20 protein-coding genes are annotated in these 20,637 nt (G+C 39.2%); 15 read left to right on the top strand and 5 right to left on the bottom strand.

Annotated features, from left to right (window positions below; translation table 11 throughout):
- Positions 1-150 precede the first annotated feature (150 nt).
- From ORH16_RS00310 to ORH16_RS00300, 3 genes are all read right to left on the bottom strand, one after another.
- Positions 151-1,311: a glycosyltransferase gene (locus ORH16_RS00310; protein ID WP_265455204.1), complete on the bottom strand. Its 1,161-nt coding sequence runs from the start codon at positions 1,309-1,311 to the stop codon at positions 151-153.
- A 123-nt stretch (positions 1,312-1,434) separates the two neighbouring features.
- Positions 1,435-2,736 (bottom strand): nucleotide sugar dehydrogenase, encoded by a 1,302-nt coding sequence (locus tag ORH16_RS00305; RefSeq protein WP_265455202.1) that lies wholly within the window; start codon positions 2,734-2,736, stop codon positions 1,435-1,437.
- A gap of 260 nt (positions 2,737-2,996) precedes the next feature.
- Positions 2,997-4,100, bottom strand: a complete 1,104-nt coding sequence (locus ORH16_RS00300) for an aminopeptidase P family protein (RefSeq protein WP_265455200.1) — start codon at positions 4,098-4,100, stop codon at positions 2,997-2,999.
- A 205-nt stretch (positions 4,101-4,305) separates the two neighbouring features.
- Between ORH16_RS00300 and ccpA the strand changes: the two genes are divergently transcribed.
- The 8 genes from ccpA (at position 4,306) to ORH16_RS00260 (ending at position 9,909) form a co-directional block, all read left to right on the top strand.
- Positions 4,306-5,307 carry a catabolite control protein A gene (ccpA, locus tag ORH16_RS00295; protein ID WP_265455199.1) on the top strand — a complete coding sequence of 334 codons (1,002 nt, stop codon included), beginning with the start codon at positions 4,306-4,308 and terminating at the stop codon, positions 5,305-5,307.
- Between the two features lie 289 nt (positions 5,308-5,596).
- Entirely contained in the window at positions 5,597-6,133 is a 537-nt protein-coding gene (locus tag ORH16_RS00290; RefSeq protein ID WP_265455198.1) for a YqeG family HAD IIIA-type phosphatase, read from the top strand.
- Entirely contained in the window at positions 6,126-7,238 is a 1,113-nt protein-coding gene (yqeH, locus tag ORH16_RS00285) for a ribosome biogenesis GTPase YqeH (protein WP_265456631.1), read from the top strand. Before ORH16_RS00290 ends, yqeH begins: the two co-directional genes overlap by 8 nt.
- A 15-nt stretch (positions 7,239-7,253) precedes the next feature.
- Positions 7,254-7,565, top strand: a complete 312-nt coding sequence (yhbY, locus tag ORH16_RS00280) for a ribosome assembly RNA-binding protein YhbY (protein ID WP_265455196.1) — start codon at positions 7,254-7,256, stop codon at positions 7,563-7,565.
- A 33-nt stretch (positions 7,566-7,598) separates the two neighbouring features.
- Entirely contained in the window at positions 7,599-8,219 is a 621-nt protein-coding gene (locus ORH16_RS00275) for a nicotinate-nucleotide adenylyltransferase (RefSeq protein ID WP_265456629.1), read from the top strand.
- Complete coding sequence (gene yqeK, locus ORH16_RS00270; protein ID WP_265455194.1) at positions 8,209-8,805, top strand: bis(5'-nucleosyl)-tetraphosphatase (symmetrical) YqeK; 597 nt, start codon at positions 8,209-8,211, stop codon at positions 8,803-8,805. The genes ORH16_RS00275 and yqeK overlap by 11 nt, the downstream gene beginning before the upstream one ends.
- A gap of 28 nt (positions 8,806-8,833) precedes the next feature.
- Positions 8,834-9,172 (top strand): ribosome silencing factor, encoded by a 339-nt coding sequence (rsfS, locus tag ORH16_RS00265; RefSeq protein WP_265455193.1) that lies wholly within the window; start codon positions 8,834-8,836, stop codon positions 9,170-9,172.
- Positions 9,172-9,909 carry a class I SAM-dependent DNA methyltransferase gene (locus tag ORH16_RS00260; protein WP_265455191.1) on the top strand — a complete coding sequence of 246 codons (738 nt, stop codon included), beginning with the start codon at positions 9,172-9,174 and terminating at the stop codon, positions 9,907-9,909. Before rsfS ends, ORH16_RS00260 begins: the two co-directional genes overlap by 1 nt.
- 136 nt (positions 9,910-10,045) lie before the next feature.
- Here ORH16_RS00260 and ORH16_RS00255 read toward each other — a convergent pair whose 3' ends face one another.
- Positions 10,046-12,235: an LTA synthase family protein gene (locus ORH16_RS00255; RefSeq protein WP_265455189.1), complete on the bottom strand. Its 2,190-nt coding sequence runs from the start codon at positions 12,233-12,235 to the stop codon at positions 10,046-10,048.
- Positions 12,236-12,419: 184 nt separating this feature from the next.
- On the opposite strand from ORH16_RS00255, the gene ORH16_RS00250 reads away from it, so the two are divergent.
- Positions 12,420-13,583 (top strand): class I SAM-dependent rRNA methyltransferase, encoded by a 1,164-nt coding sequence (locus ORH16_RS00250; protein ID WP_265455187.1) that lies wholly within the window; start codon positions 12,420-12,422, stop codon positions 13,581-13,583.
- Between the two features lie 183 nt (positions 13,584-13,766).
- On the opposite strand, the gene ORH16_RS00245 is transcribed toward ORH16_RS00250, so the two are convergent.
- A complete protein-coding gene (locus ORH16_RS00245) occupies positions 13,767-14,660 on the bottom strand; it encodes a LysR family transcriptional regulator (RefSeq protein WP_265455186.1) in 894 nt (297 codons plus the stop codon).
- Positions 14,661-14,970: 310 nt separating this feature from the next.
- Between ORH16_RS00245 and ORH16_RS00240 the strand changes: the two genes are divergently transcribed.
- The 6 genes from ORH16_RS00240 to ORH16_RS00215 all read left to right on the top strand — a co-directional run bounded on the left by ORH16_RS00240 (position 14,971) and on the right by ORH16_RS00215 (position 20,584).
- Positions 14,971-17,019 (top strand): NADH:flavin oxidoreductase, encoded by a 2,049-nt coding sequence (locus ORH16_RS00240; RefSeq protein WP_265455184.1) that lies wholly within the window; start codon positions 14,971-14,973, stop codon positions 17,017-17,019.
- A gap of 138 nt (positions 17,020-17,157) precedes the next feature.
- A complete protein-coding gene (gene aroD, locus ORH16_RS00235; RefSeq protein ID WP_265455182.1) occupies positions 17,158-17,910 on the top strand; it encodes a type I 3-dehydroquinate dehydratase in 753 nt (250 codons plus the stop codon).
- 206 nt (positions 17,911-18,116) lie between these two features.
- Entirely contained in the window at positions 18,117-18,722 is a 606-nt protein-coding gene (locus tag ORH16_RS00230) for a putative ABC transporter permease (RefSeq protein WP_265455180.1), read from the top strand.
- Between the two features lie 109 nt (positions 18,723-18,831).
- Entirely contained in the window at positions 18,832-19,602 is a 771-nt protein-coding gene (locus ORH16_RS00225; RefSeq protein ID WP_265455178.1) for a type I 3-dehydroquinate dehydratase, read from the top strand.
- 28 nt (positions 19,603-19,630) lie between these two features.
- Positions 19,631-20,122 carry a Cys-tRNA(Pro) deacylase gene (gene ybaK, locus ORH16_RS00220; RefSeq protein ID WP_265455176.1) on the top strand — a complete coding sequence of 164 codons (492 nt, stop codon included), beginning with the start codon at positions 19,631-19,633 and terminating at the stop codon, positions 20,120-20,122.
- 102 nt (positions 20,123-20,224) lie between these two features.
- Positions 20,225-20,584, top strand: coding sequence for a hypothetical protein (locus ORH16_RS00215; protein ID WP_265455174.1), 360 nt, complete (start codon positions 20,225-20,227; stop codon positions 20,582-20,584).
- Positions 20,585-20,637: the final 53 nt, after the last annotated feature.

Genomic DNA, 20,637 nt, shown 5'->3' with positions numbered 1-20,637 from the left:
AAAGCAACTGTCGATGAAGTCAAAGCAGAAGCTAAAGACACAGCCAAAGATGTGAAAGAGACAGCCAAGGATAAAAAATAATTGAAGTTAATAAACAGAGGTCTCCTCAGACAAATTGAGGGGACCTCTGTTTTGCTTTTTGATAAAACGTTATCTTGTATACCATTTTGAGATGCCAATTGTACATAAAGCGTAAACACGAATAAACATCAGTAAAAATCCGTAGAAAAAATTTAAAACAAAGCCAAAGAGATACCAGAGCAGATTTTTGCGGGAGTAATAAATACAGGTCAAATAATAAACCAGTACAGTATAAACAATTGCCACAAAAATCATCAGTGGGGTAAAACGGAAATTTTCAAAAAAGAACAGATAGAGAAAAATAAGTAAGTTAATCAACCACAGATATTGTTCCAAAATTTGAAAAGCTAGAGCAAAGCCCCTTTTATAAAGGGCTTTGAAGCTAAACAAGGTGAATAACAATCCTGACTTTTGCCAACGAATCTGTTGTCGTAGATAGTTGGGAATTCTTGTGGGAACATCAGTCCAACAAATAGCTGATTCTTGGTAGAGAGTTTTTAGACCTTCCTTCATGGTGATTAGCGTTAATAAACGATCATCGCCAGTTATACAATGAATTCCCAAAAACCGATCTCGGCTGAATAAGTCTAGATTTCTTAAAACAACCTCTAAGCGATACATGCTCAATGCACCGGAACATACAATAACTGATCCAAAGAAGCTCTGGGCTCGTCTGCCAAGCTGAAAAGCATTGCTGTAGATAATATCTTGCATTCGTGTTAAAAAATTATGGGAAAAATTTCGAGGTTGAATTTTTCCTACAACTGCACCAGTTTTTGAATTTTCAAAGGGTAAAAGCATGTCAGCAACAGCATTGGTAGAGATTTCACCATCAGAATCTAAAAGCAAAACAAACTGACTCTGTAATTCTTTAAAGGCTAATATTTGAGCGGCTTTTTTTCCTAAGTTTTCTGATTGCCGCAAAATTCTCAGCGAAATATCTGGATACTGCTTCCACCATTTTGGTACCAATCGTTGCAGTTGATTATATACAGTCAAATCATCACAGCCATCGTCGACAAAAATAATTTCATGGACTTGATACGTCTGTCTGGCGATACACTCTAAGACAGTCACTAAAGTGTCATAATCCTCATTATAATAAGGGATGATTACGGCAACTGTAGGTTTTTCTTCAATTAACCAGGTACTGTTTGTATGCACCGCTTTTCGATTGGCAAAAAGAGAAAAGAATAATTTGAAGCACAGATAAGAAAAATTTATAGACAAGAAAATCCACCAAACTGGATACTCATCGTGTACCCATCGCCTAAGTAACAAAATCAAGAGAAAAATAAAACAAATCCAAACAACAGTCAAAACTTTTTTTGAAAGGCTTAGTGATTTCATAATTTAGGTTCCATATAATTCAGGTACATGCTGAGTTCGAGTCACACCTTTTGTATCAAAAATTAACATATTATGATCAATTAGTTTTTGATAATCTACTTGGTCATGATCGGTTAATATCAGAACTAAATCCTTTTGATACAATTCCAGATAATCAATATTTTCAACTTTTTCCGGTTGACCATCAATTTCCAATGAATTGACATAGGGGTCATGGAGAGTAACTTGCGCTCCGTAATCACGTAATTCCTTCACTAAATCAGGTGCCGCTGACTCTCTTAAGTCGCTGATATTTTTCTTATAGGTAACACCTAATACAGCTATCTTGGCTGAAAAGCTAGGAATATGTTCTTGGGCTAAAACCTTTATCACTTGCGTAGCAGTAAATTTATTCATAGATTCATCTACATTCACAGCGGCATCAATAATTGGTGTCGCATACTTCTGTCCCTCCATAAACCATTTTAAATAATGTGGATCAACGCCAATACAATGTCCACCGACTTTTACAGAGGGAGTGAACTTCATAAAGCCAAAAGGTTTAGTACCAGCCGCTTCAATTACTTCAAAAACATCTAGGTTCAAAGTGTCACATATTTTTGCTAGTTCATCCGCAAAACTAATATTTACATATCTAAACGTGTTCTCATAAAGTTTTGCTAGTTCAGCCACTTCCATACTGCTGACAGCTACTGCCATCTTTCCGAAAAATACTTTTGCCAATTGTGTGCATTTCGGAGTGTAACCGCCAACTAATTTTGGAGTATTAGCAACAGTGTATGCTCGATTTCCAGGATCAACTCTTTCTGGAGAAAATGCCACAAAAATATCTTTGCCAATTTTCCAACCTGCTTGTTCTAAAGGTTCAACAAGATATTGCTTTGTGGTGGTAGGGTATGAAGTGCTTTGTAAAATAATTAGCTGCCCTACTTGTGCACGAGCAACAACTTGCTGACAGGCTGCTTGAACAAAGGACATATCAGGCTGGTTGAAATTATCAATAGGCGTGGGCACATTAATTAACACAACATCCATGTTTTCAATTTTTTGAAAGTCAGTTGACAATTGATTATGTAAGTTAAATGTCTCAATCTGCTGGTTTGAAATATTATCAATATAACTTTGTCCCTTTTGTAATTTCCTAATTTTTTCTTTGGCGATATCAATTCCTAATACAGAAAAGCCGTGCTTGCTGTAATGAAGAGCGTAGGGGAGGCCGACATATCCAAGGCCGACAACCGCAATTTTGGCCTTTTTTGAACTAATTTTTTCTTTTAAGCTTAAAAATTCAGCCATTAATTTCATAAAAATACCTCATTTGCATTCTATTTAAATACTAATATATATTTTATTATAAATTATTATATTAAAAGAAGTCCAATCTAAGGTTTTGAAATTTCAATAAAATTTTCCATAAAAGAATAAAATGTTATTTAAAATTGGTTAAAACGACAAGGTTTTTATAGGTTTAAATAAATTTCGGGAAAACAATACCCTAAAAACAAAGAAAAACCACCTTATAAATATAGGTGGTTAGTTTGAATCGGAGAAATATAATTAAAATATCAGCGGATAATTGTTATTTCTTTTGAGGTAGTCGTAAAAGGAATACAACCGTCTTTTGTGACTGCGACACAGTCTTCAATCCGTACCCCGACTTTTTCAGGTATATAAATACCGGGTTCAATCGAAAAACACATACCTTCTTCTAAAATTAAATCGTTGCCAGCAACAATACTAGGGTATTCATGAACAGTTGTGCCAATCCCGTGACCTAAGCGATGATTGAAATATTCTCCATAGCCATAACTGCTGATGACATTACGGGCAACGGCATCCAGCTCAGCAGCAGAAATTCCCGGCCTAACCGCAGCTTGAGCCGCCAATTGTGCTTCTAAGACAATGTTGTAAATTTCTTTTTGAAAGTCATTAGGCTCGTGAAAAGCAACGGTTCGAGTGGCATCACTGCAGTAACCATTCCAAACGACACCAAGATCAAACAAAACTAAATCACCAGCAGCTACAGCTGATTTACCCGGATTTCCATGGGGACTGGCTGCATTTTTGCCAGTCAATACTAGCGTGTCAAAAGACATTTGTTGAATACCGTTGCGCTTTAACTGGTATTCGATTTCTGCGACTAGCTCTTGTTCAGTAACGCCTTCGTGAATAGCTTTGAAGCCAACCTCAAATGCAACGTCCGCCCAATGACCTGCCTCCAACAAGCGATTGATTTCACTAGGAGTTTTTAGCAACTGCATTTTTTGAATCAAAGGCGTCAGATTAGCAGAAAATATTGCTCCTGGAAAAGCTTGTGCCAATGATTCAAAGCGTTCCACTGGCAATTGATTTTTTTCAATTGCAAAACTTTCAATGCTGCCATAGCGCTGCTTCAATTCATTTGCGATAATTTTCCAAGGATCTTGGCTATCTAAATAGCCAATCACATCAAAAGTGAAACCGCTGCTTTTAGCATCTTCAACTTCTAATGCCGGGGTAAATAAAAAAGGCTCCGCTTCAGCGCTGACAAAGAGCGCCAAAACTCGTTCGTGAGGCTCGCTTTCATAGCCAGCGAAATAGGCGATGTGTTGCGGATCACTGATATAGGCTACGGCAGTTTGATTGTCAATTAGCCAATTTTGTAACTCTTTCATTTTTTCGGTATCCATAAAAAGACCTCCATAAAAAACTTCTTATTGTAGCCTGATTGTAGCACGTTTTTTGAAGGTCTGTAAAAAAAGCGAGCAAAATAGAAAAGAAAAAATAATTTTCATGAAAGTGAAAGTAAAACGGTTGCAATTTTGGAGGAAGTTTGCTATTCTTGTCTAGAAATGTAAATAGGATTTTCTGAAAAAATATAAGGAGCAAAAAATTATGGATAAACAAACAATTACAATTTATGATGTTGCACGGGAGGCCAATGTTTCAATGGCGACGGTATCGCGGGTTGTCAATGGCAATCCTAATGTTAAACCAGCAACACGGAAAAAAGTTTTAGAGGTCATCGATCGCTTAGACTATCGGCCAAACGCCGTAGCTCGTGGCTTAGCCAGCAAAAAAACGACGACTGTGGGAGTGATTATTCCTGATGTCAGCAATACATTTTTTGCATCACTTGCTCGTGGGATTGATGATGTAGCGACAATGTATAAATACAATATCATTTTAGCGAACTCTGACAGCAACGATCAAAAAGAAGTCAGCGTGTTAAACAACTTATTGGCGAAACAAGTCGACGGCGTGATTTTCATGGGACATCGGATTACCGATGAAATCCGTGGCGAATTTTCCCGCTCGAAAACACCGGTTGTATTAGCGGGCTCAATTGATCCTGATGAACAGGTGGGAAGTGTCAATATCGATTACACCTCAGCAACGAAAGATGCTGTAAGTTTATTGGCTGCTAATGGTCATAAAAAAATCGCTTTTGTTAGCGGTGCGTTGATTGATCCTATTAATGGAAAAAATCGGTTGAATGGGTACAAAGAAGCATTAAAAGAAAATAAGTTAGATTACAGCGAAGGTCTAATTTTTGAAGCGAATTACAATTTCAAAGAGGGCTTAAACTTAGCGGAAAGAATCCGCAACAGCGGTGCAACAGCGGCCTATGTGACCGATGATGAATTGGCAGTTGGTATTTTAGATGGGATGCTAGATGCTGGCGTAAAAGTTCCTGAAGACTTTGAAATTATCACTAGCAACAATTCATTGTTAACAGATATTGTGCGCCCGCGCTTAACTTCGATTACTCAACCGTTATATGATATCGGTGCGGTAGCAATGCGGCTATTGACTAAAATGATGAACAAAGAAGATGTGGAAGAAAAAACAATTGTCCTGCCTTATGGTATTGATAAAAAAGGCTCGACGAAATAGGACTATTTTCAATAAGAGTCAATCGGCACATGCTGATTGGCTTTTTTTATGGTAATAGCGATAGTACTTGTTTTTTTATATGAGCACTAAATTTTTTTATTCAATCAAGGAAATAATTTCAATGATTTTCATTATCTTAAAACTAAAGAGTAATAAACAATTTAAAGCCTTAAAATCCCTTTAAAGTCGTAGATAAAGCAGGCGGACTTCATAGCTTTTTTTGAGCATTTAAGCTATAATAAAACGTCGTGGAGTCTTGCTGCTCCTATTTTTTATTTGAGGAGAAAATATGTTTTCAAAATACAAACCAACTTGGATGGTGGAAGCCATCTATCAAATTACACCGGAACAATTAAAGGCGATGGGGATTAAGGCAGTCCTCACCGATTTGGACAATACGTTGATTGCTTGGAATAATCCAGAAGGTACCGAAGAATTGCGCCTGTGGCTAGAAGAGATGACTAAGGCTGAGATTCCAGTGGTGGTTGTTTCCAATAATAATCATGAACGGGTTGAAAAAGCGATTGCGCCTTTTAATCTAACTTTTGAGGCCCGGGCTTTGAAGCCACTCAGCCGTGGTTTAAAAAAAGCCCAAGCAAAATTAGGGCTGAAAAACAATGAAATTTTGATGGTCGGCGATCAGATTATGACTGATATTCGTGCAGCAAATGGGGCGGGGATTCCTAATGTTTTAGTGAAACCGATTGTTGATACGGATAGCTGGAAGACACAGATCAATCGCTTTTTTGAAGGGCATATTATGAAACATTTGGCAAAAAAACATCCCGAGATGTTATGGCAGGAGGGCCTTTTTGAAAATGAATGAAGAAACGATTCACTGTATCGGCTGCGGCGTAGTCATTCAGACAGATGAGCCTCAGGAGTTGGGCTACACACCAAAAAATGCTTTGGAAAAAGGCATGGAAAACGGCGAAGTTTATTGTCAGCGCTGTTTCCGTTTACGCCATTACAATGAGATTCAAGATGTCCATTTAACAGACGATGATTTTTTACGTTTATTAAATGAAATTGGCCAAAAAGATGCCTTGATTGTTAACGTGGTCGATATTTTTGATTTCTATGGGGCATTAATTCCTGGTTTGCATCGTTTTGTAGGGGATAACCCTTTAATTATGGTGGGCAATAAGGTTGATATTTTACCGAAATCTTTAAAGCGGGGCAAAATGACGCAATGGATGAGAGAACGTGCTCATGAAGCAGGGTTAAGACCGCTGGATGTTTTGTTAACGAGCGCACGAAAACCCCAGGAAATGACACAGCTATTAGAGCTGATTGAAAAATATCGCGATCATCGGGATGTTTATATCGTAGGGGTGACCAATGTCGGCAAGTCAACCTTGATTAATCAAATTATCAAGCAAACTGCTGGTGTGCAGGATTTAATTACCACTTCAAGATTTCCCGGCACAACATTAGATAAGATTGAAATTCCTTTGGATGACGGTCATTTTTTGATTGATACACCGGGAATTATTCATCGCCATCAGATGGCCCATTATCTTGGCGACAAGGATTTAAAAATCATTGCGCCCCACAAGGAAATCAAACCGAAAGTTTATCAGCTGAATCCAGAGCAAACTTTATTTTTAGGCGGCTTAGCGCGTTTTGATTTTATCAAAGGTGAGCGCAGTTCTTTTGTGGCGTACGTGGCGAATGATATTGAAATTCATCGGACAAAATTAAGTAATGCCGATAATTTTTATCAAAAGCATGTTGGGGGTCTTCTGCAGCCGCCAAGACCAGATGAAGTAGCGGAATTTCCAGAATTGGTCCGCTTTGAATTTTCAATTAAAGAAAAAACAGATATCGTCTTTGCCGGCTTAGGCTGGATTACAATCACCAAGCCGGCGGTTATTGCCGGTTGGGCGCCAAGGGGTGTCGATGTGATTGTGCGCAAAGGCTTAGTCTAGAAAAGAGAAGAGAAAATGGAATTAAGAGGGAAGCAAAAACGTTTTTTAAGAAGCCAGGCCCATCATTTACAGCCGATTTTCCAAATCGGCAAAGGCGGTCTGAACGCCGCTGTCATCAAACAAATTGATGAAGCTTTGGAAAAAAGAGAGCTGATTAAAATCAGTCTCCTGCAAAATACCGACGAAGTGGCTGATGAAGTCGCAAAAGTTATTCAAGAAACGATTCATTGTGAGGTTGTTCAGATTATTGGTCGAGTAATTGTCTTATTCAAACCATCCTCTAAAGAGAAATATCAAAAACTTTCTCAAGAAGTCAAAGCAATCTAGGAGGCGTTTACGGTGGCTTTAACCAGTAAACAAATGCAGACAAAAGTTGTTTTAGAAGAAGCTCTTGAAGTAAAAAAAAGAAAGCAAGTCGGGCTATTGGGGGGCAGCTTTAATCCTGTTCACCTAGCTCACTTGGTGATGGCTGATCAAGTCGGTCGCTCTTTAGGCTTAGACAAAGTATCATTAATGCCTAGCTACGAGTCTCCCCATGTTGATCACAAGGAAGCTATCTCAGCTGCCCATCGTCTAAAAATGCTGCAGCTGGCCCTTGAAGATAATGATTATCTGGATATTGAAATGATTGAGTTGATTCGTAAAGGGAAGAGCTACACCTATGATACAATGAAATTATTAAAAGAGCGGGAGCCGCAGACGGATTTTTATTTTATCATCGGTGGTGACATGGTTGCCTACTTGCCAAAATGGCATCGCATTGAAGAATTGATGGAGCTGGTGAATTTTGTTGGTGTTAAACGTCCCGGGTATGATGAAACTAGTCCCTATCCAATCATCTGGGTGGATGTGCCGCAGATTAGCCTCAGCTCGACTAAAGTTCGCCAAAAGATTGCTCAAGGCTGCTCTTTAAAATATTTGGTGCCGGATAAAGTCTTGGACTATATCCATCAGGAAGGACTGTATCTAGATGACAAATGAGTTCACGAGTTTTGATCGGGAAATGATTATGCAACGGGTCCAAATGGCAATGAGTGAAAAAAGATTTTTGCATGTCCTCGGCGTTGAAAAAACAGCGATTGAGCTGGCCAAGAGATTTGGTGGCCACATTGAGCAGGCGGCTTTGGCGGGACTGACCCATGATTATGCCAAAGAACGCCCTGACGAAGAATTTGAGCTAGTGATTTATCGTGACGGATATGATTTAAATTTATTGAAATACGGCAACGCTATTTGGCACGGCCTAATTGGAGCCGATTTTGTGGAACGGGAATTAAAAATTACCGACCAAGCGGTGCTCCAAGCCGTTCGCCTGCATACAACGGGGGCTGCTCAAATGACTTTGTTAGATAAAATTCTTTATGTAGCCGATTATATTGAACCCGGCCGAGATTTTCCCGGCGTAGAGGAAGCTCGCAAATTGGCTGAAGTCGATTTAGATGCGGCGGTTGCCTTTGAAACTAAACATACGTTGGCTCATTTATTAGAAAATGAGCAGTTGATTTATCCAAAAACGTTAGAAACATACAATCAATGGGTGGTTAAACCCAAACAATTTAAAGCATAAGGAGTGAATTATTATTAACAGTTTAGAAATGTTGGAAATTGCTGTTAAGGCCGCTGATTCGAAGCGGGCTGAGGACATTTTAGTCTTGGATGTCAAAGATATTTCATTATTGGCGGATTATTTTATGATTTGTTCGGCCAATTCAGAACGGCAAATCAATGCGATTGTCGAGGAAGTAGTCGAGAAAATCGAAGAAAAACAAGGTACAGTGAAGCGTATTGAAGGTAAAGACGGCGGCAAATGGGTTTTAATTGATTTAGGCGATGTCATTGTCCATGTTTTCCAAACGGCAGAACGTAGCTTTTATAATTTGGAAAAATTATGGTCAGATGCGCCCCTTGTTCAGATTAGTGAGTGGGTTGACTAATGGCTTACGAAACCTTTGCCTTTATTTATGATGAAGTGATGGACACTAGTCTCTATCAACAATGGCTGACTTTTACGCAGCGCCATCTGCCTAAAGAAACGAAAAATATTTTAGAATTGGCCTGCGGGACTGGTGCTTTGGCTGTCGAGCTAGCCAAAGCAGACTATCAAGTCACAGCTTTAGATTTATCAGAGGAAATGCTAATGGTAGCTGCTGATCGAGCGATTGCGGCTGAGGTGGACATTCAGTTTGTCGAGGGCAATATGTTGGATTTATCTGAAATTGGCCAGTATCAAGCGATTACTTGTTATTCAGATTCTCTGTGCTACATGCGCAATCAAGCCGAAGTGCAACAAGTCTTTGATGAAGTTTATCAAGCGCTAGATGAGCAGGGGACATTTATTTTTGATGTTCACTCGCTGTATAAAATCGATCAGCTGTTCCCAGAGTATAGTTATCACTATCAAACAGATGAGTTCGCTTTTTTGTGGGAAAGCTATCCCGGAAAAAAAGCTCATAGTATTGAGCATTTTCTAACTTTTTTTGTTCAGACCGAAGAAGACGAAGAGATTTTTATCCGTAAAGATGAGCTGCATCAAGAGCGGACCTATCCCCTTGAAATTTATATCAATATGCTGGAAAATGCCGGCTTTGAAAATGTCAAAATCTTTGCTGATTTTAGCGAAGCAGCCCCGACGGAAAAAAGTGAACGCTGGTTTTTCGTCTGTCAAAAGTAATTCCTAACCATCCGTAAAAACGGATGGTTTTTTGCTGTCAAAACGTGTTAAGGATTATGGACTGCAAGGAGAGAAGATATAGCTAACGCCACATTATACAAAAAAACTGCTAAATTTAATTAGCAGTTTTTTATATTTATTCTGTTACTGGCTCTTCGGCTTCATCAACCTGCGAGCTGTCTGTTGTTTCTTCAGCGACTTCAACTGGGTGATAATCTTGATAGGTTTTTGAGTCGTATAAATCACTGGTGGATTCTCCGCCGTTCAAAGAGAGCAGGCTAGTGGAGGCATCGCCTAATTCAGCAGTGATATCTTGCATTTGCTGAACTTGTCTCAAATAACTATAGTCATCAGTATCAATTGGTGTTAAACCGCTGTCTGAATAAAAACGCAACAAATCGCCATTGTTAATTTGATCGGAGATACTCAGCTGCAAATTAACTTTGTTTTGCAAAATTTCCAGCTGGTCTTGAATTGCTGTTTGGGCACTGGTGACAATTCGGCCGTTTTCATTATAATAAGTCAGCCCGTTATAAGACGTGTATTCTGGTGTGATAAAGCTGCCGTTTCTAAAGGCTACTAATTCTTCCCGCTCACGCGAAAATAAATCTTGCCCCAGCATTAAATAATTGCTGGTATCAATCCCCAATAGATGCATTAGGGTTGGCAAGGCGTCAACTTGGCCACTATATGTGTGATTCACATAGCCGCCAGTTTCACCTGGAATATGAATCATGTAAGGTACCCGCTGCATTTGTGCATTGTCAAAATTATTCCAAGAAGAAGATGTCTCCCCAACTAATTCAGCTAAATCTTGATTTCGTGAATTGGAGATACCATAGTGATCCCCATACAAAATAATAATCGAGTTGTCATAGAGTCCGCTGGCTTTCAAATAGTTGAAAAATTCCTCAACAGCTGTGTCTAAGTAATTGGCAGTTGCGAAATAGCCATTAATTGTTTCATCGTCCGTTGTCGCTCGTGGGAAGCCACTTTCCTCTGAACTAATATCAGAATAAGGATAGTGGTTGCTGACGGCTAAAAACTTCGTATAAAAAGGCTGTTGCAATTGTTCTAGATATTGAGCAGATTGTTCAAAAAATGGTTTGTCGTGCAAGCCATACTGGAAGCTATTGTCATCAGTTACATCATAATAATTTTCATCGAAGAAATAATCATAGCCAAAACTCTTATAGGTTTCATTACGGTTCCAGAAGTTGCCGGAGTTGCCATGAAAAACGGCGCTCGTGTAACCAGCTGTCTGGCCTAAAATATCTGGAGCAGCTTGGAAAGTATTGGTGCTGCCAGATTGAGTGAACAAGGAACCTTGGCTTAAGCCGAATAAAGAATTTTCCATTAAAGTTTCCGCATCACTCGTTTTACCAGCGTTGACTTGATGGAAGAAATTATCAAAGCTGTAAGTGCTCTGGTCAGTATACAAGCTATTTAGAAACGGTGTAACCTCGTGGGCAACGCCTTCTTCATCAACTAGACTGTAGTCAATCAAAAACTGCTGAAAGCTTTCTAAATGGACGTAGATAACATTGCGACCTTCAGCGATGCCGAACATACTCTCATCGGGTGCAGCATAGTGTTCATCGACATAATTTTCAACAGCCAGCAAATCATTTTCAGAGGCTTCTGCCTTGATTTGGTTCGTTTGATACGTTTGGACGCCATCATAGACGGTAAAAGCATTAATTCCTAAAAACTTAACAAGGTATTCTCTTGAAAAAGTTCTCGTCAATAAGCCTGGACGTTCCGACTCAGCCAAGTTCAAGTTGCCGGTAAAAACTAAAACAGCAATCGCACTGAAGGCTAAAGAATAACGAGCTTTGACTGGCTTTTCCTGCATTTTTATTTTTTTCGTGGCAAGTGCCAAAATAAAGAATGGAATGTCTAAAATGTAAATCAGGTCATAGGGTCTAAACAAGCGCAGGGCACTTTCGCCTAATCCGCTGGCAACCTTGCCGGCGCCAAGCATCGTGTTAATCGTAATAAAATCGGTGAATTCCCGATAATAAACGGCGTTAGAAAAGAGCAACAGCACCAAAAGGCTGTAAATAGTCATCATAGTGATATAAGAAAGTTTCTTACTGCGGATATAAAGGGCCAGCCCCAGTATTAAAAGTGAAGAAGCAATTGGATTGATGAACAAGATGACATATTGCATCAGGTTTTCAACGCCTAAATTAAATTCCACAAAATAAGCGAAAATTGTCTTGGCCCACAGCAAAATTAGCAGTGTAAAGAACAGGCCTAAACGAGTATTTAAGAATGTTGGTAACCTAAGTTTGCCAAAGATATTCTTGATTTTTTGTGTCATGAGAATCCCCTTTGTAAAATAACTGTAAATTGTCAAATTTGCATATTAATCTTATTCTACTAGCCTTAAAAATCGCTGTCAAATAAATTTGAAAAATTCAAGAAGGAGTTAAGCTTTTTTTACGAAAGACAGGCGAAAATTATTCTGCTATACTGAAAAGCGACAAAGAACGAGGAGTTTTAAAATGAAAATCAAAGTGACACAACAGGCGGCTAAAAAAATTCGCCGCGGCTACCCCTTATTGCGCAATGAAGACTTGGCTACAGCAGCTGAGACAAAAGAATGGGTCAGCTTTGTTGACGACAAGAACAATTTTTTAGGGCAAGGCTATTTAGGACAGCAAAATAAAGGAGCTGGTTGGGTTATTAGTCGTCAGCCAGAACCATTGGATCAGCAATTTTTCAAAAAGGTCTTTTCAAAGGCCAAGGAACTGCGCCACAGTTTTTTTATAAATCCTGAGACCACTGCTTTTCGCCTGTTTAATGGCGAAGGCGATGGTTTAGGTGGGCTGACAGTTGATTGGTATCGAGGCTACGGTGTTTTTTCTTGGTACAATCAAAGTATCTATCAGCATAGCCAAGAGCTGATTGCAGCCTTTCAAGCCGTTTATCCAGAAATGCTCGGGGCTAGCGAGAAAATTCGTTTCCAAAGTGAGCTACCAGAAAGCCGCTGGTTATTTGGTGAAGAACCTGAGGAACCTTTGTTGATCAAAGAAAATGGCATTCAATTTGCTACTTATTTAAATGAAGGCTTAATGACGGGAATCTTTTTGGATCAACGGGAAGTCCGCAATCAATTAGTTGAGGGCTTTGTCAGTGGTCAAACTGTCTTGAACATGTTCAGTTATACGGGTGCTTTTTCAGTTGCCGCGGCTATGGGCGGTGCTTTAGAAACCACCAGCGTTGATTTAGCTAAACGTAGTCGGGAGAAAACCGCTGAACAATTTATGGTAAATCAAATACCACCAGAATCACAAAAAATTATCGTGATGGACACCTTCGAATTTTTTAAATATGCCTTGAGAAAAAAACTGACCTATGATGTGATTATTTTGGACCCGCCAAGTTTTGCCCGTAATAAGAAAAAAACTTTTTCTGTTGCCAAAAACTACGGTGACTTAATTAGCCAGTCGTTAGCAATTTTAAATCCTGGCGGAAAAATTATTGCCTCGACAAATGCAGCCAATGTCAATGCTGTTAAGTTTCAAGGGATGATTGAGGACGCCTTCAGAGAAGAGCAGCGAAGCTTTCAGTTAAAAGATAAGTTCAGTCTGCCCTTTGATTTTCATGTAGCTACTGAGTTTCCAGAAGGGGACTATTTAAAGGTATTATTTTATCAAGTAGATTAATTGCCGTGTTTTGGAAAATTCCTACTATAAAATAGTAGGTTGCTTAAATTTTTTTCCACTGGTTAGAAATTTAATCCATCAATAAAATTATTTATAAATAGAAAAACGAACTAACTTGAAAGCTGGCCTAGTAATTTTTTACTAAGCAAGCCTCCAAGTTAGTTCGTTTTATTTTTCAAGTCGTTAAATTGTATGCAGCTGATTTTGCTGTAGACAAAAATCGTAAAATCGCTGGGCGACTGGCGATAGCGGCGCTCCTTTTCTAGTGGCTAAGTAAATCAGACGGGGTTCCCGTTGATCTAATATTTCGATTTTTTTGACAGGATAGGCGCTAATGGAAGGGATGTCCGGCATTAAACCGATGCCGAAATCGTACCCGATAAAGCCTAGCATACTGTGGTCTTCCTCGACTTCGCAGACAATCTCCGGCTGTAAATGTTGCAAAGCCATCAATTCATCAATGTATGGCCGCAGACCGCTTTCCTGATTGAAATAAATGTAGGGAAAATCGCTGGTTTCTTTAAGATGAATCTGCTTTTTGTCCGCCAAAGGATGATCTTGATTTACCACTAAGACAATTTTCTGTTCAGCAATTGCTTGGTACTGGATGTCCTCAGTCTCATTGATTTTAGAAGCGAGGGCAATATCAATATCAGCCGCCCGGAGTTTTTTGATAATCGTTTGCGAGTTTCCCTGACTAAAATGGAACGTAATTTTTTCATTGCCGGGAATCGATAAAAATTTGCGGGTTAACGAGGGACTTAGTTCAGCCCCCATTGTATAAATGTAACCAAAATCAATTTGGCCGGTATCAGGACTGATTAAGTTGCGCAATTCCTGCTGGCCTTTGTTGATTTCATTCAAAGCTGTGGCAACATAGCTGTAGTAAAATCTGCCATACTTCGTCAAACGAATATTACGACCGACCTTTTCAAAAAGGGCCGCTCCTAATTCCTTTTCCAATTCTGACATCGCATGACTCAAATTGGGTTGCGATGTATTTAATAAGGTTGCCGCTTTAGTCATATGCTCTGTATCGGCTAAGGTGACAAAATACTCCAGTTGCCGTAAATTCATGTAAAGCGCCTCCAATATTCCTTTAAATAATAAGGAATTCTTTCCTGCAGAATATTTTTCCCAAAGATTCAGGAATCTACTTCTTAAAAATAACACATGTTTAGTAAAAAGTCTTTAAAATATCCTTTTATTGCCAATCATTTTCTGAAAATAGTTTAAGCAATCTTTTTCAAAGCGAAATGATAAAAAAAAATCATGGATTTTATCAAAATAAAGCATTAGTATTTATGATTAATCTCCCTTAAAATAATTGTTGTAGTAGTTATGTGAAAAACATAACTTGTTGAAATAGAAGTTAGGAGAATATTCTATGGAAAAATATCAAGCAATTTTTGAACCTCTTACCATTCGTCGCACTACCTTTAAAAATCGAGTAATCATGCCTCCAATGGGTACTAATTTTGCCAATAATGATGGCAGCTTTAATCAAGAACACTTGGCCTATTATGAACAACGGGCCAAAGGTGGCACTGGATTAATCACATTGGAAAATGTTTGCTTCGATTATCCGATGGGGACTAACGGAACAACGCAATTGCGGATGGATAATGATCAGTATCTGCCTGGACTTTATAAATTTAATGAAGCGATGCACGCCTATGGAGCGTTGACTTCTGTACAAATTAATCACGCTGGTGCTTCAGCTTATGCCTTGCGGTTAGAGGGCAAGCAAGCTGTTTCCGCCTCTAATATACCAAGTAAAACGGGTAATCCTGCACCACGTCCATTAACTAAAGAAGAGATTTACGGAATCGTTGACAAATATGCGGAAGCTGCTAATCGGGCCCAAAGAGCTGGCTTTGATTGTGTAGAAATTCACGCAGGTCATTCCTATCTTCTATGCCAATTTTTATCACCTTTGTATAATGATCGGACGGATGAATTTGGTGGTAGTCCTGAAAACCGCGCTCGGTTTACAACTTTAGTGGTAGAAGCTGTGCGGAAGGCGGTTGGACCGTTTATGCCGATTTCAGTCCGCTTTAGTGCAGATGAATTAATTGCGGGTGGCAATTCATTAGAAGATTCATTAGATATTTTAAAATACTTTGCTAACGAAGTCGATATTTTAAATGTTTCCGCTGCATTAAATGATAACCTGCAATACCAAATTGACCGAATGAATTTAAAAGACGGCTGGCGTTCTTATATGGCTAAAGCGGTTAAAGAGCGTTACCCTGATAAAGTCATTGTGACTTCTGGAAATATCCGCAGTCCTAAGCGAGCGGCAGAAATCTTAGAAAATGGCGACGCTGATTTGTTGGCGATGGGCCGCGGCTTAATCGCTGAACCAAACTGGGTTAATAAAGTGGCAGACGGCCAAGAAAATTTATTGCGGAAATGTATTTCCTGTAATATCGGCTGTGCTGATCACCGCATTGGTAAATCAAAACCGATTCGTTGTACAGTTAATCCTGATTTATATTACGAAGATCAATATAAAGAAAAAACCATTGAGAACCCATTGAAAATGGTGGTTGTCGGTGGGGGGACCGCCGGCTTGGAAGCGGCAGCTACTGCAGCAGAAGTGGGTGTCGAAGTAGAACTATTCGAGCAAAAGAGTTATCTAGGCGGTTTGGGCCACGAGATTTCCCGTTTCCCAGATAAAAAACGGATTGACGATTTCATAATTTATTTAGAAAATCGCTGTGCCGTATTGCCGAACCTAACCATTCATTTGAATCATAGTTTTGCTGAAAAAGATCTTGCTAGTCAGCAGCCAGATTTGATTGTCAATGCAACAGGAGCTAAACCTTTATTGCCACCAATTAAAGGGCTGCACGATGTTTTGGCACAATCAAACCGGAAAGTTTTTTCTATCTTTGATATTTTAAATAATATGGAAAACTTCCAAGACTTCACTGATCAAGAAGTGGTTGTGATTGGTGGTGGCGCAGTTGGCTTAGATGTAGTGGAATATTACGCTGAACGCGGCGCCAAAAAAGTCACAATTGTTGAAATGCAAAATCAACTGGGCAAAGACTTAGACTTAATCACCAAGCTTAGTATGATGGAAATTGTGAAGGATTATGGCGTTGTTGCCCATACCGAAACTAAGTTGTTAGAAGTCTGCGACGATCATTTTGTTGTGGAGCTCCCTTCAGGAGAATTGGAAAATCTTTATTTTGACTTAGGTTTTGTTTGTTTGGGAATGCGGGCAGACGCACCACTAATGCCAGAACTTCAGGAATATGCTCAGGCAAATGATGCCAAGCTAGTAAACATTGGTGACAGTAAAGTTGCTCGGCGAATCATGGAAGGAACCAGAGAAGCTCGTGACATTTTAAAAGCAGTCTATGAAAAGGATCGTCAAATTAGCCAACAGATGCTTTTTCAAAATAGTCTATTGACAAAAATTTAAAGAAAAAAACAGCAGGAAGCTCAGAGATGGGCTTTCTTTTTTATTTTCATTATTTTTTATCATATAACCAATAGCATTTACACTTATTAAAATAATATTATTTGTTATAATCAAGGAGAAGAAAGGGGGAGATTCCTGATGAAAGTCGTTGAAATTCACGGTCTCTTAATTGGTGTTGGTCAGCCGAAAATCATTGTTCCCCTACTTGCAGAAAGTGCTACTGAAGTTTTTGCAGATGTCAAAAAGCTAGAAGATTCTGAGTGTGACATCATTGAATGGCGTCTTGATTATTTTACAGCCTCCTTAGATGCTAAACAGATTAACCAAATTGCAAAAGAAATAAAAAAATTGACTACCAAACCTTTGATAATGGCTTTAAGAAGCCAACGAGAGGGTGGAGTCAAGGATTTTTCCGGGCAGGAGTATCTTGATTTCTATTTAGAATTGTTAGAACAGCCGGCCTTTGATTTAATTGATGTCGAAATTTTTATGCCGGAGGTTCCAGTAGAACGAATAGTCGCAAAAGCTCATCAACAACATGTCAGTGTGATTATGTCAAACCATGATTTTCGGCGGACTTCCTCAAAAAAGACATTGATTGCTATGTTGACTTCAATGGCAGAAAAACGGGCGGATATCTGTAAGATTGCCGTCATGCCCCGCAGCAGCCAAGATGTACTAACCTTACTAGCAGCTACCAATGAGGCCAAGAAACTCATTGACTGTCCGCTAATTACGATTGCTTTAGGTAAATTAGGTTTTATCAGTCGCTTTACCGGTGAAATTTTTGGCTCAGCAGCCACTTATGCTGCTGGTAAAAAAATTTCCGATCCAGGTCAAATTGCGGCTGAAAATCTCAAAGAATTGTTAACAAGTGTCTCTTTAATGTGAAAAAACATTATAAAGCAAATGCTTTAGGATAGTTACTCGAGGCTATAGCCTTTACCAACCTTTAGAAAAATCAATTAGAAAAATTTTAGCATTAGTGCCTATGAATTTACAAAAATATTTTCAAATTATTAAACTGAAAATCCAGTCCAACACCTTTCAAGTCTTTTTGACAACCAGTATAATGGTAGAAAAAAGGGTTTGATAAAATGAAAAAGCGAAGTTTGTATGACATACTCTTCATCTTTTTGGTTTGCGGGGTGCTGGGCTGGATTTTTGAAACCTTGGTGGTCTATTTCACCCAAGGAATCATGACCGACCGCGGCTATCTATTTGTGATGGGCCGCCTGCCAGAATATTTGCCTTTTTTGAAGGGTGTACCGCTATTAAAGGACTTGCATTTGGTTTGGGGCCTCCCATTAATTGAAATGTATGGCATCGGGGCGGTGCTGATTTCTTTATTTTTTGACCGTTATAAAAAGCAGCCGGCAAAATTATTTTTTACCAGTATGTTTGGCATGACCTTATTTGAATTGCTATCCAGCTATTTATCCAGTTGGCTGCTTCATAAAACTTATTGGGATTACTCTAAGGATTTTCTGAATTTTCAAGGACGCATTTGCCTGCGTTCCTCGATTGCCTGGGGAGTGCTTTCCTTGGCGATGATTTATTTTATCGATCCATTTTTAGATTTTATTTACGGCGATTTCAAAAAAGAACGCAATTACAAACGGATTATTGTCGTTTTAACCGTCTATGCAATTATTTGTGCCTTGACCAAATATTGGTGGGACCCGACGATTATCAAGAACTAGCAGTAGAAAAAACAGTAGGCAACTGTAAAATATGACCATTTATCCCTCTCGTGCTATACTATTCCTAAGAATATTTTGACAATTTAAAGTGGAAATAGGAGCAGTTGGCATGAAAAGTGTGGTAGTGCGGGATTTAATTTTAACCGATCAAGAGCCGAAAATTTGTGTGGCTATTAAAGGAGACACCCAAGAAGAAATCTTCCGCCAAGCGACGAAGGCCGTAGCAGAGGGGGCTGAATTGCTGGAATGGCGAGGAGACTATTTTAAAGAATATCAGGAGATGACTAGTGTTTTGGCGGTTTTACAGGAGTTGCGCCAAATCGCAGGAAATCTGCCAGTCATCTTTAGTTTTTTAACGCCAGATAATGATGGGATAAACGCAGTCAGTCCGGCCATCCTAAGGGAAATTTATTTAACTGCGGCAGAAAGTGGCTTAGTCGATTTATTAGAATTGCAGCTGATTGTTGCTGAATTAATCGGTCCTTCATTTATGAATTTGTTGCGAGGAACCGAAGCTAAGCTGATTTTAAGTCATTATTATTTAGATGATACACCGGATGATGCGCTAATTTTGTTTCAGTTAAATTTGATGGAACATTTAAAGGCTGATATAGGAAAAATTGTCGCCCATGGCAATAGTCGCCACGATGTGATGAAGATGATGTCAGTTGGATTTCAAGTAGAGCCCTTTGTAGCAATTCCGATTATTTTATTTTCTAGCGGGGATCTAGGACGGTTATCTCAGATTGCTGGTGGCATCAATGGCAGCTGTATAGCTTACAGTAGTGTGGCCTATTATCCTGATAGTGATGAGTATACACTTGAGGAGTTACAGTTAGCGTTGGAATTATTGAAACCTCAGGAGTACAAACGCCGTTAATTAAAAATAAAGAAGGTTGCTATGTTTTATGGCTAAGAAAAAAATTCAAAAGACCAATGCTATTCGCTTAGTGGAACAGCAAAAAATTTCATACACTGAACACGAGTATGCGTGGTCTGAAAGTGATTTAAGTGCTGTCGAAGTGGTGGATCAAGTAAAAGCGCCACCGGAGCAAATTTTTAAAACCTTAGTCGCTGTAGGAAATAAAACAGGACCGATTGTTGCTGTAATTCCCAGCAATCAAGAGTTGGATTTGAAGAAAATCGCCAAGGCTTCCGGTAATAAAAAAGTTGAGATGCTACACTTGCGAGATTTAGAAGCAACGACTGGTTATATTCGTGGCGGTTGTTCGCCGGTGGGCATGAAAAAATTATTGCCCACCTATTTTGATGCCTCGGCGGAAAATTTTGGTACAATCATCGTTTCTGCTGGTCGCCGTGGTCTGCAGATGGAAGTAGCTCCCAAGGAATTAAAAAATTTGGTCAGAGGCTTTTTTGTGGATTTGATTAGTGAAGCATGATAAATCAACCAATATTGCCTAAATGATTCCTCAGATGGTATAATAAGTTATCGAAAGTATAATCAATTATTGTCCGTTGGAGGTTTTGAGGAGGGCTGAAAAATGAATGAAAGAGAGCGTCAAAATAAAGCTGTTGAAAAAGCTGCTGTCCGTAATAGTGAGTACAATCGCATGAGCATCAATGCGACTCGGCTGGCTAATCCGGGGATGCCGGCAACCAATCTTTTACCAGGCGAGGTGCCAGTGGCTGGAAGTTCCGTGATGTTGATTTTAAATGTTGTGGCGGTTGTGTTGGCAATTGCGTTGTTTGGTCTGATTACCTTAGGGGCCCGCTTTATTTTGCCAGAAGACATTTATGGCGGTGTTTTATTTTTAGCTATTAGCTTGATTATCAGCGTAGCAATCGCTTATTTCAGTCGTTTTCCCCTTTGGCGTATCTGGCGGAAAATTCGCAGAAAATAAAACAAATCCAAAAGTCCTAAATGGAGCGATGGCTTCATTTAGGACTTTTTAGT

The sequence above is a fragment of the Enterococcus sp. HY326 genome (assembly GCF_026157065.1).
Taxonomy (GTDB): domain Bacteria; phylum Bacillota; class Bacilli; order Lactobacillales; family Enterococcaceae; genus HY326.
Note: the sequence above shows the minus strand (reverse complement) of the source record. Positions and strands in the feature narration are given on the sequence as shown.

Coding starts and splice junctions, on each gene's coding strand:
- ccpA (WP_265455199.1), top strand. CDS start 4,306: ATGGATAAACAAACAATTACAATTTATGATGTTGCACGGGAGGCCAAT.
- ORH16_RS00260 (WP_265455191.1), top strand. CDS start 9,172: ATGGCTTACGAAACCTTTGCCTTTATTTATGATGAAGTGATGGACACT.
- ORH16_RS00230 (WP_265455180.1), top strand. CDS start 18,117: ATGAAAAAGCGAAGTTTGTATGACATACTCTTCATCTTTTTGGTTTGC.
- ORH16_RS00250 (WP_265455187.1), top strand. CDS start 12,420: ATGAAAATCAAAGTGACACAACAGGCGGCTAAAAAAATTCGCCGCGGC.
- ORH16_RS00240 (WP_265455184.1), top strand. CDS start 14,971: ATGGAAAAATATCAAGCAATTTTTGAACCTCTTACCATTCGTCGCACT.
- ORH16_RS00305 (WP_265455202.1), bottom strand. CDS start 2,736: ATGAAATTAATGGCTGAATTTTTAAGCTTAAAAGAAAAAATTAGTTCA.
- aroD (WP_265455182.1), top strand. CDS start 17,158: ATGAAAGTCGTTGAAATTCACGGTCTCTTAATTGGTGTTGGTCAGCCG.
- ORH16_RS00255 (WP_265455189.1), bottom strand. CDS start 12,235: ATGACACAAAAAATCAAGAATATCTTTGGCAAACTTAGGTTACCAACA.
- ybaK (WP_265455176.1), top strand. CDS start 19,631: ATGGCTAAGAAAAAAATTCAAAAGACCAATGCTATTCGCTTAGTGGAA.
- ORH16_RS00215 (WP_265455174.1), top strand. CDS start 20,225: ATGAATGAAAGAGAGCGTCAAAATAAAGCTGTTGAAAAAGCTGCTGTC.
- rsfS (WP_265455193.1), top strand. CDS start 8,834: ATGTTGGAAATTGCTGTTAAGGCCGCTGATTCGAAGCGGGCTGAGGAC.
- yqeK (WP_265455194.1), top strand. CDS start 8,209: ATGACAAATGAGTTCACGAGTTTTGATCGGGAAATGATTATGCAACGG.
- ORH16_RS00245 (WP_265455186.1), bottom strand. CDS start 14,660: ATGAATTTACGGCAACTGGAGTATTTTGTCACCTTAGCCGATACAGAG.
- ORH16_RS00225 (WP_265455178.1), top strand. CDS start 18,832: ATGAAAAGTGTGGTAGTGCGGGATTTAATTTTAACCGATCAAGAGCCG.
- ORH16_RS00275 (WP_265456629.1), top strand. CDS start 7,599: ATGCAGACAAAAGTTGTTTTAGAAGAAGCTCTTGAAGTAAAAAAAAGA.
- ORH16_RS00290 (WP_265455198.1), top strand. CDS start 5,597: ATGTTTTCAAAATACAAACCAACTTGGATGGTGGAAGCCATCTATCAA.
- yqeH (WP_265456631.1), top strand. CDS start 6,126: ATGAATGAAGAAACGATTCACTGTATCGGCTGCGGCGTAGTCATTCAG.
- yhbY (WP_265455196.1), top strand. CDS start 7,254: ATGGAATTAAGAGGGAAGCAAAAACGTTTTTTAAGAAGCCAGGCCCAT.
- ORH16_RS00300 (WP_265455200.1), bottom strand. CDS start 4,100: ATGGATACCGAAAAAATGAAAGAGTTACAAAATTGGCTAATTGACAAT.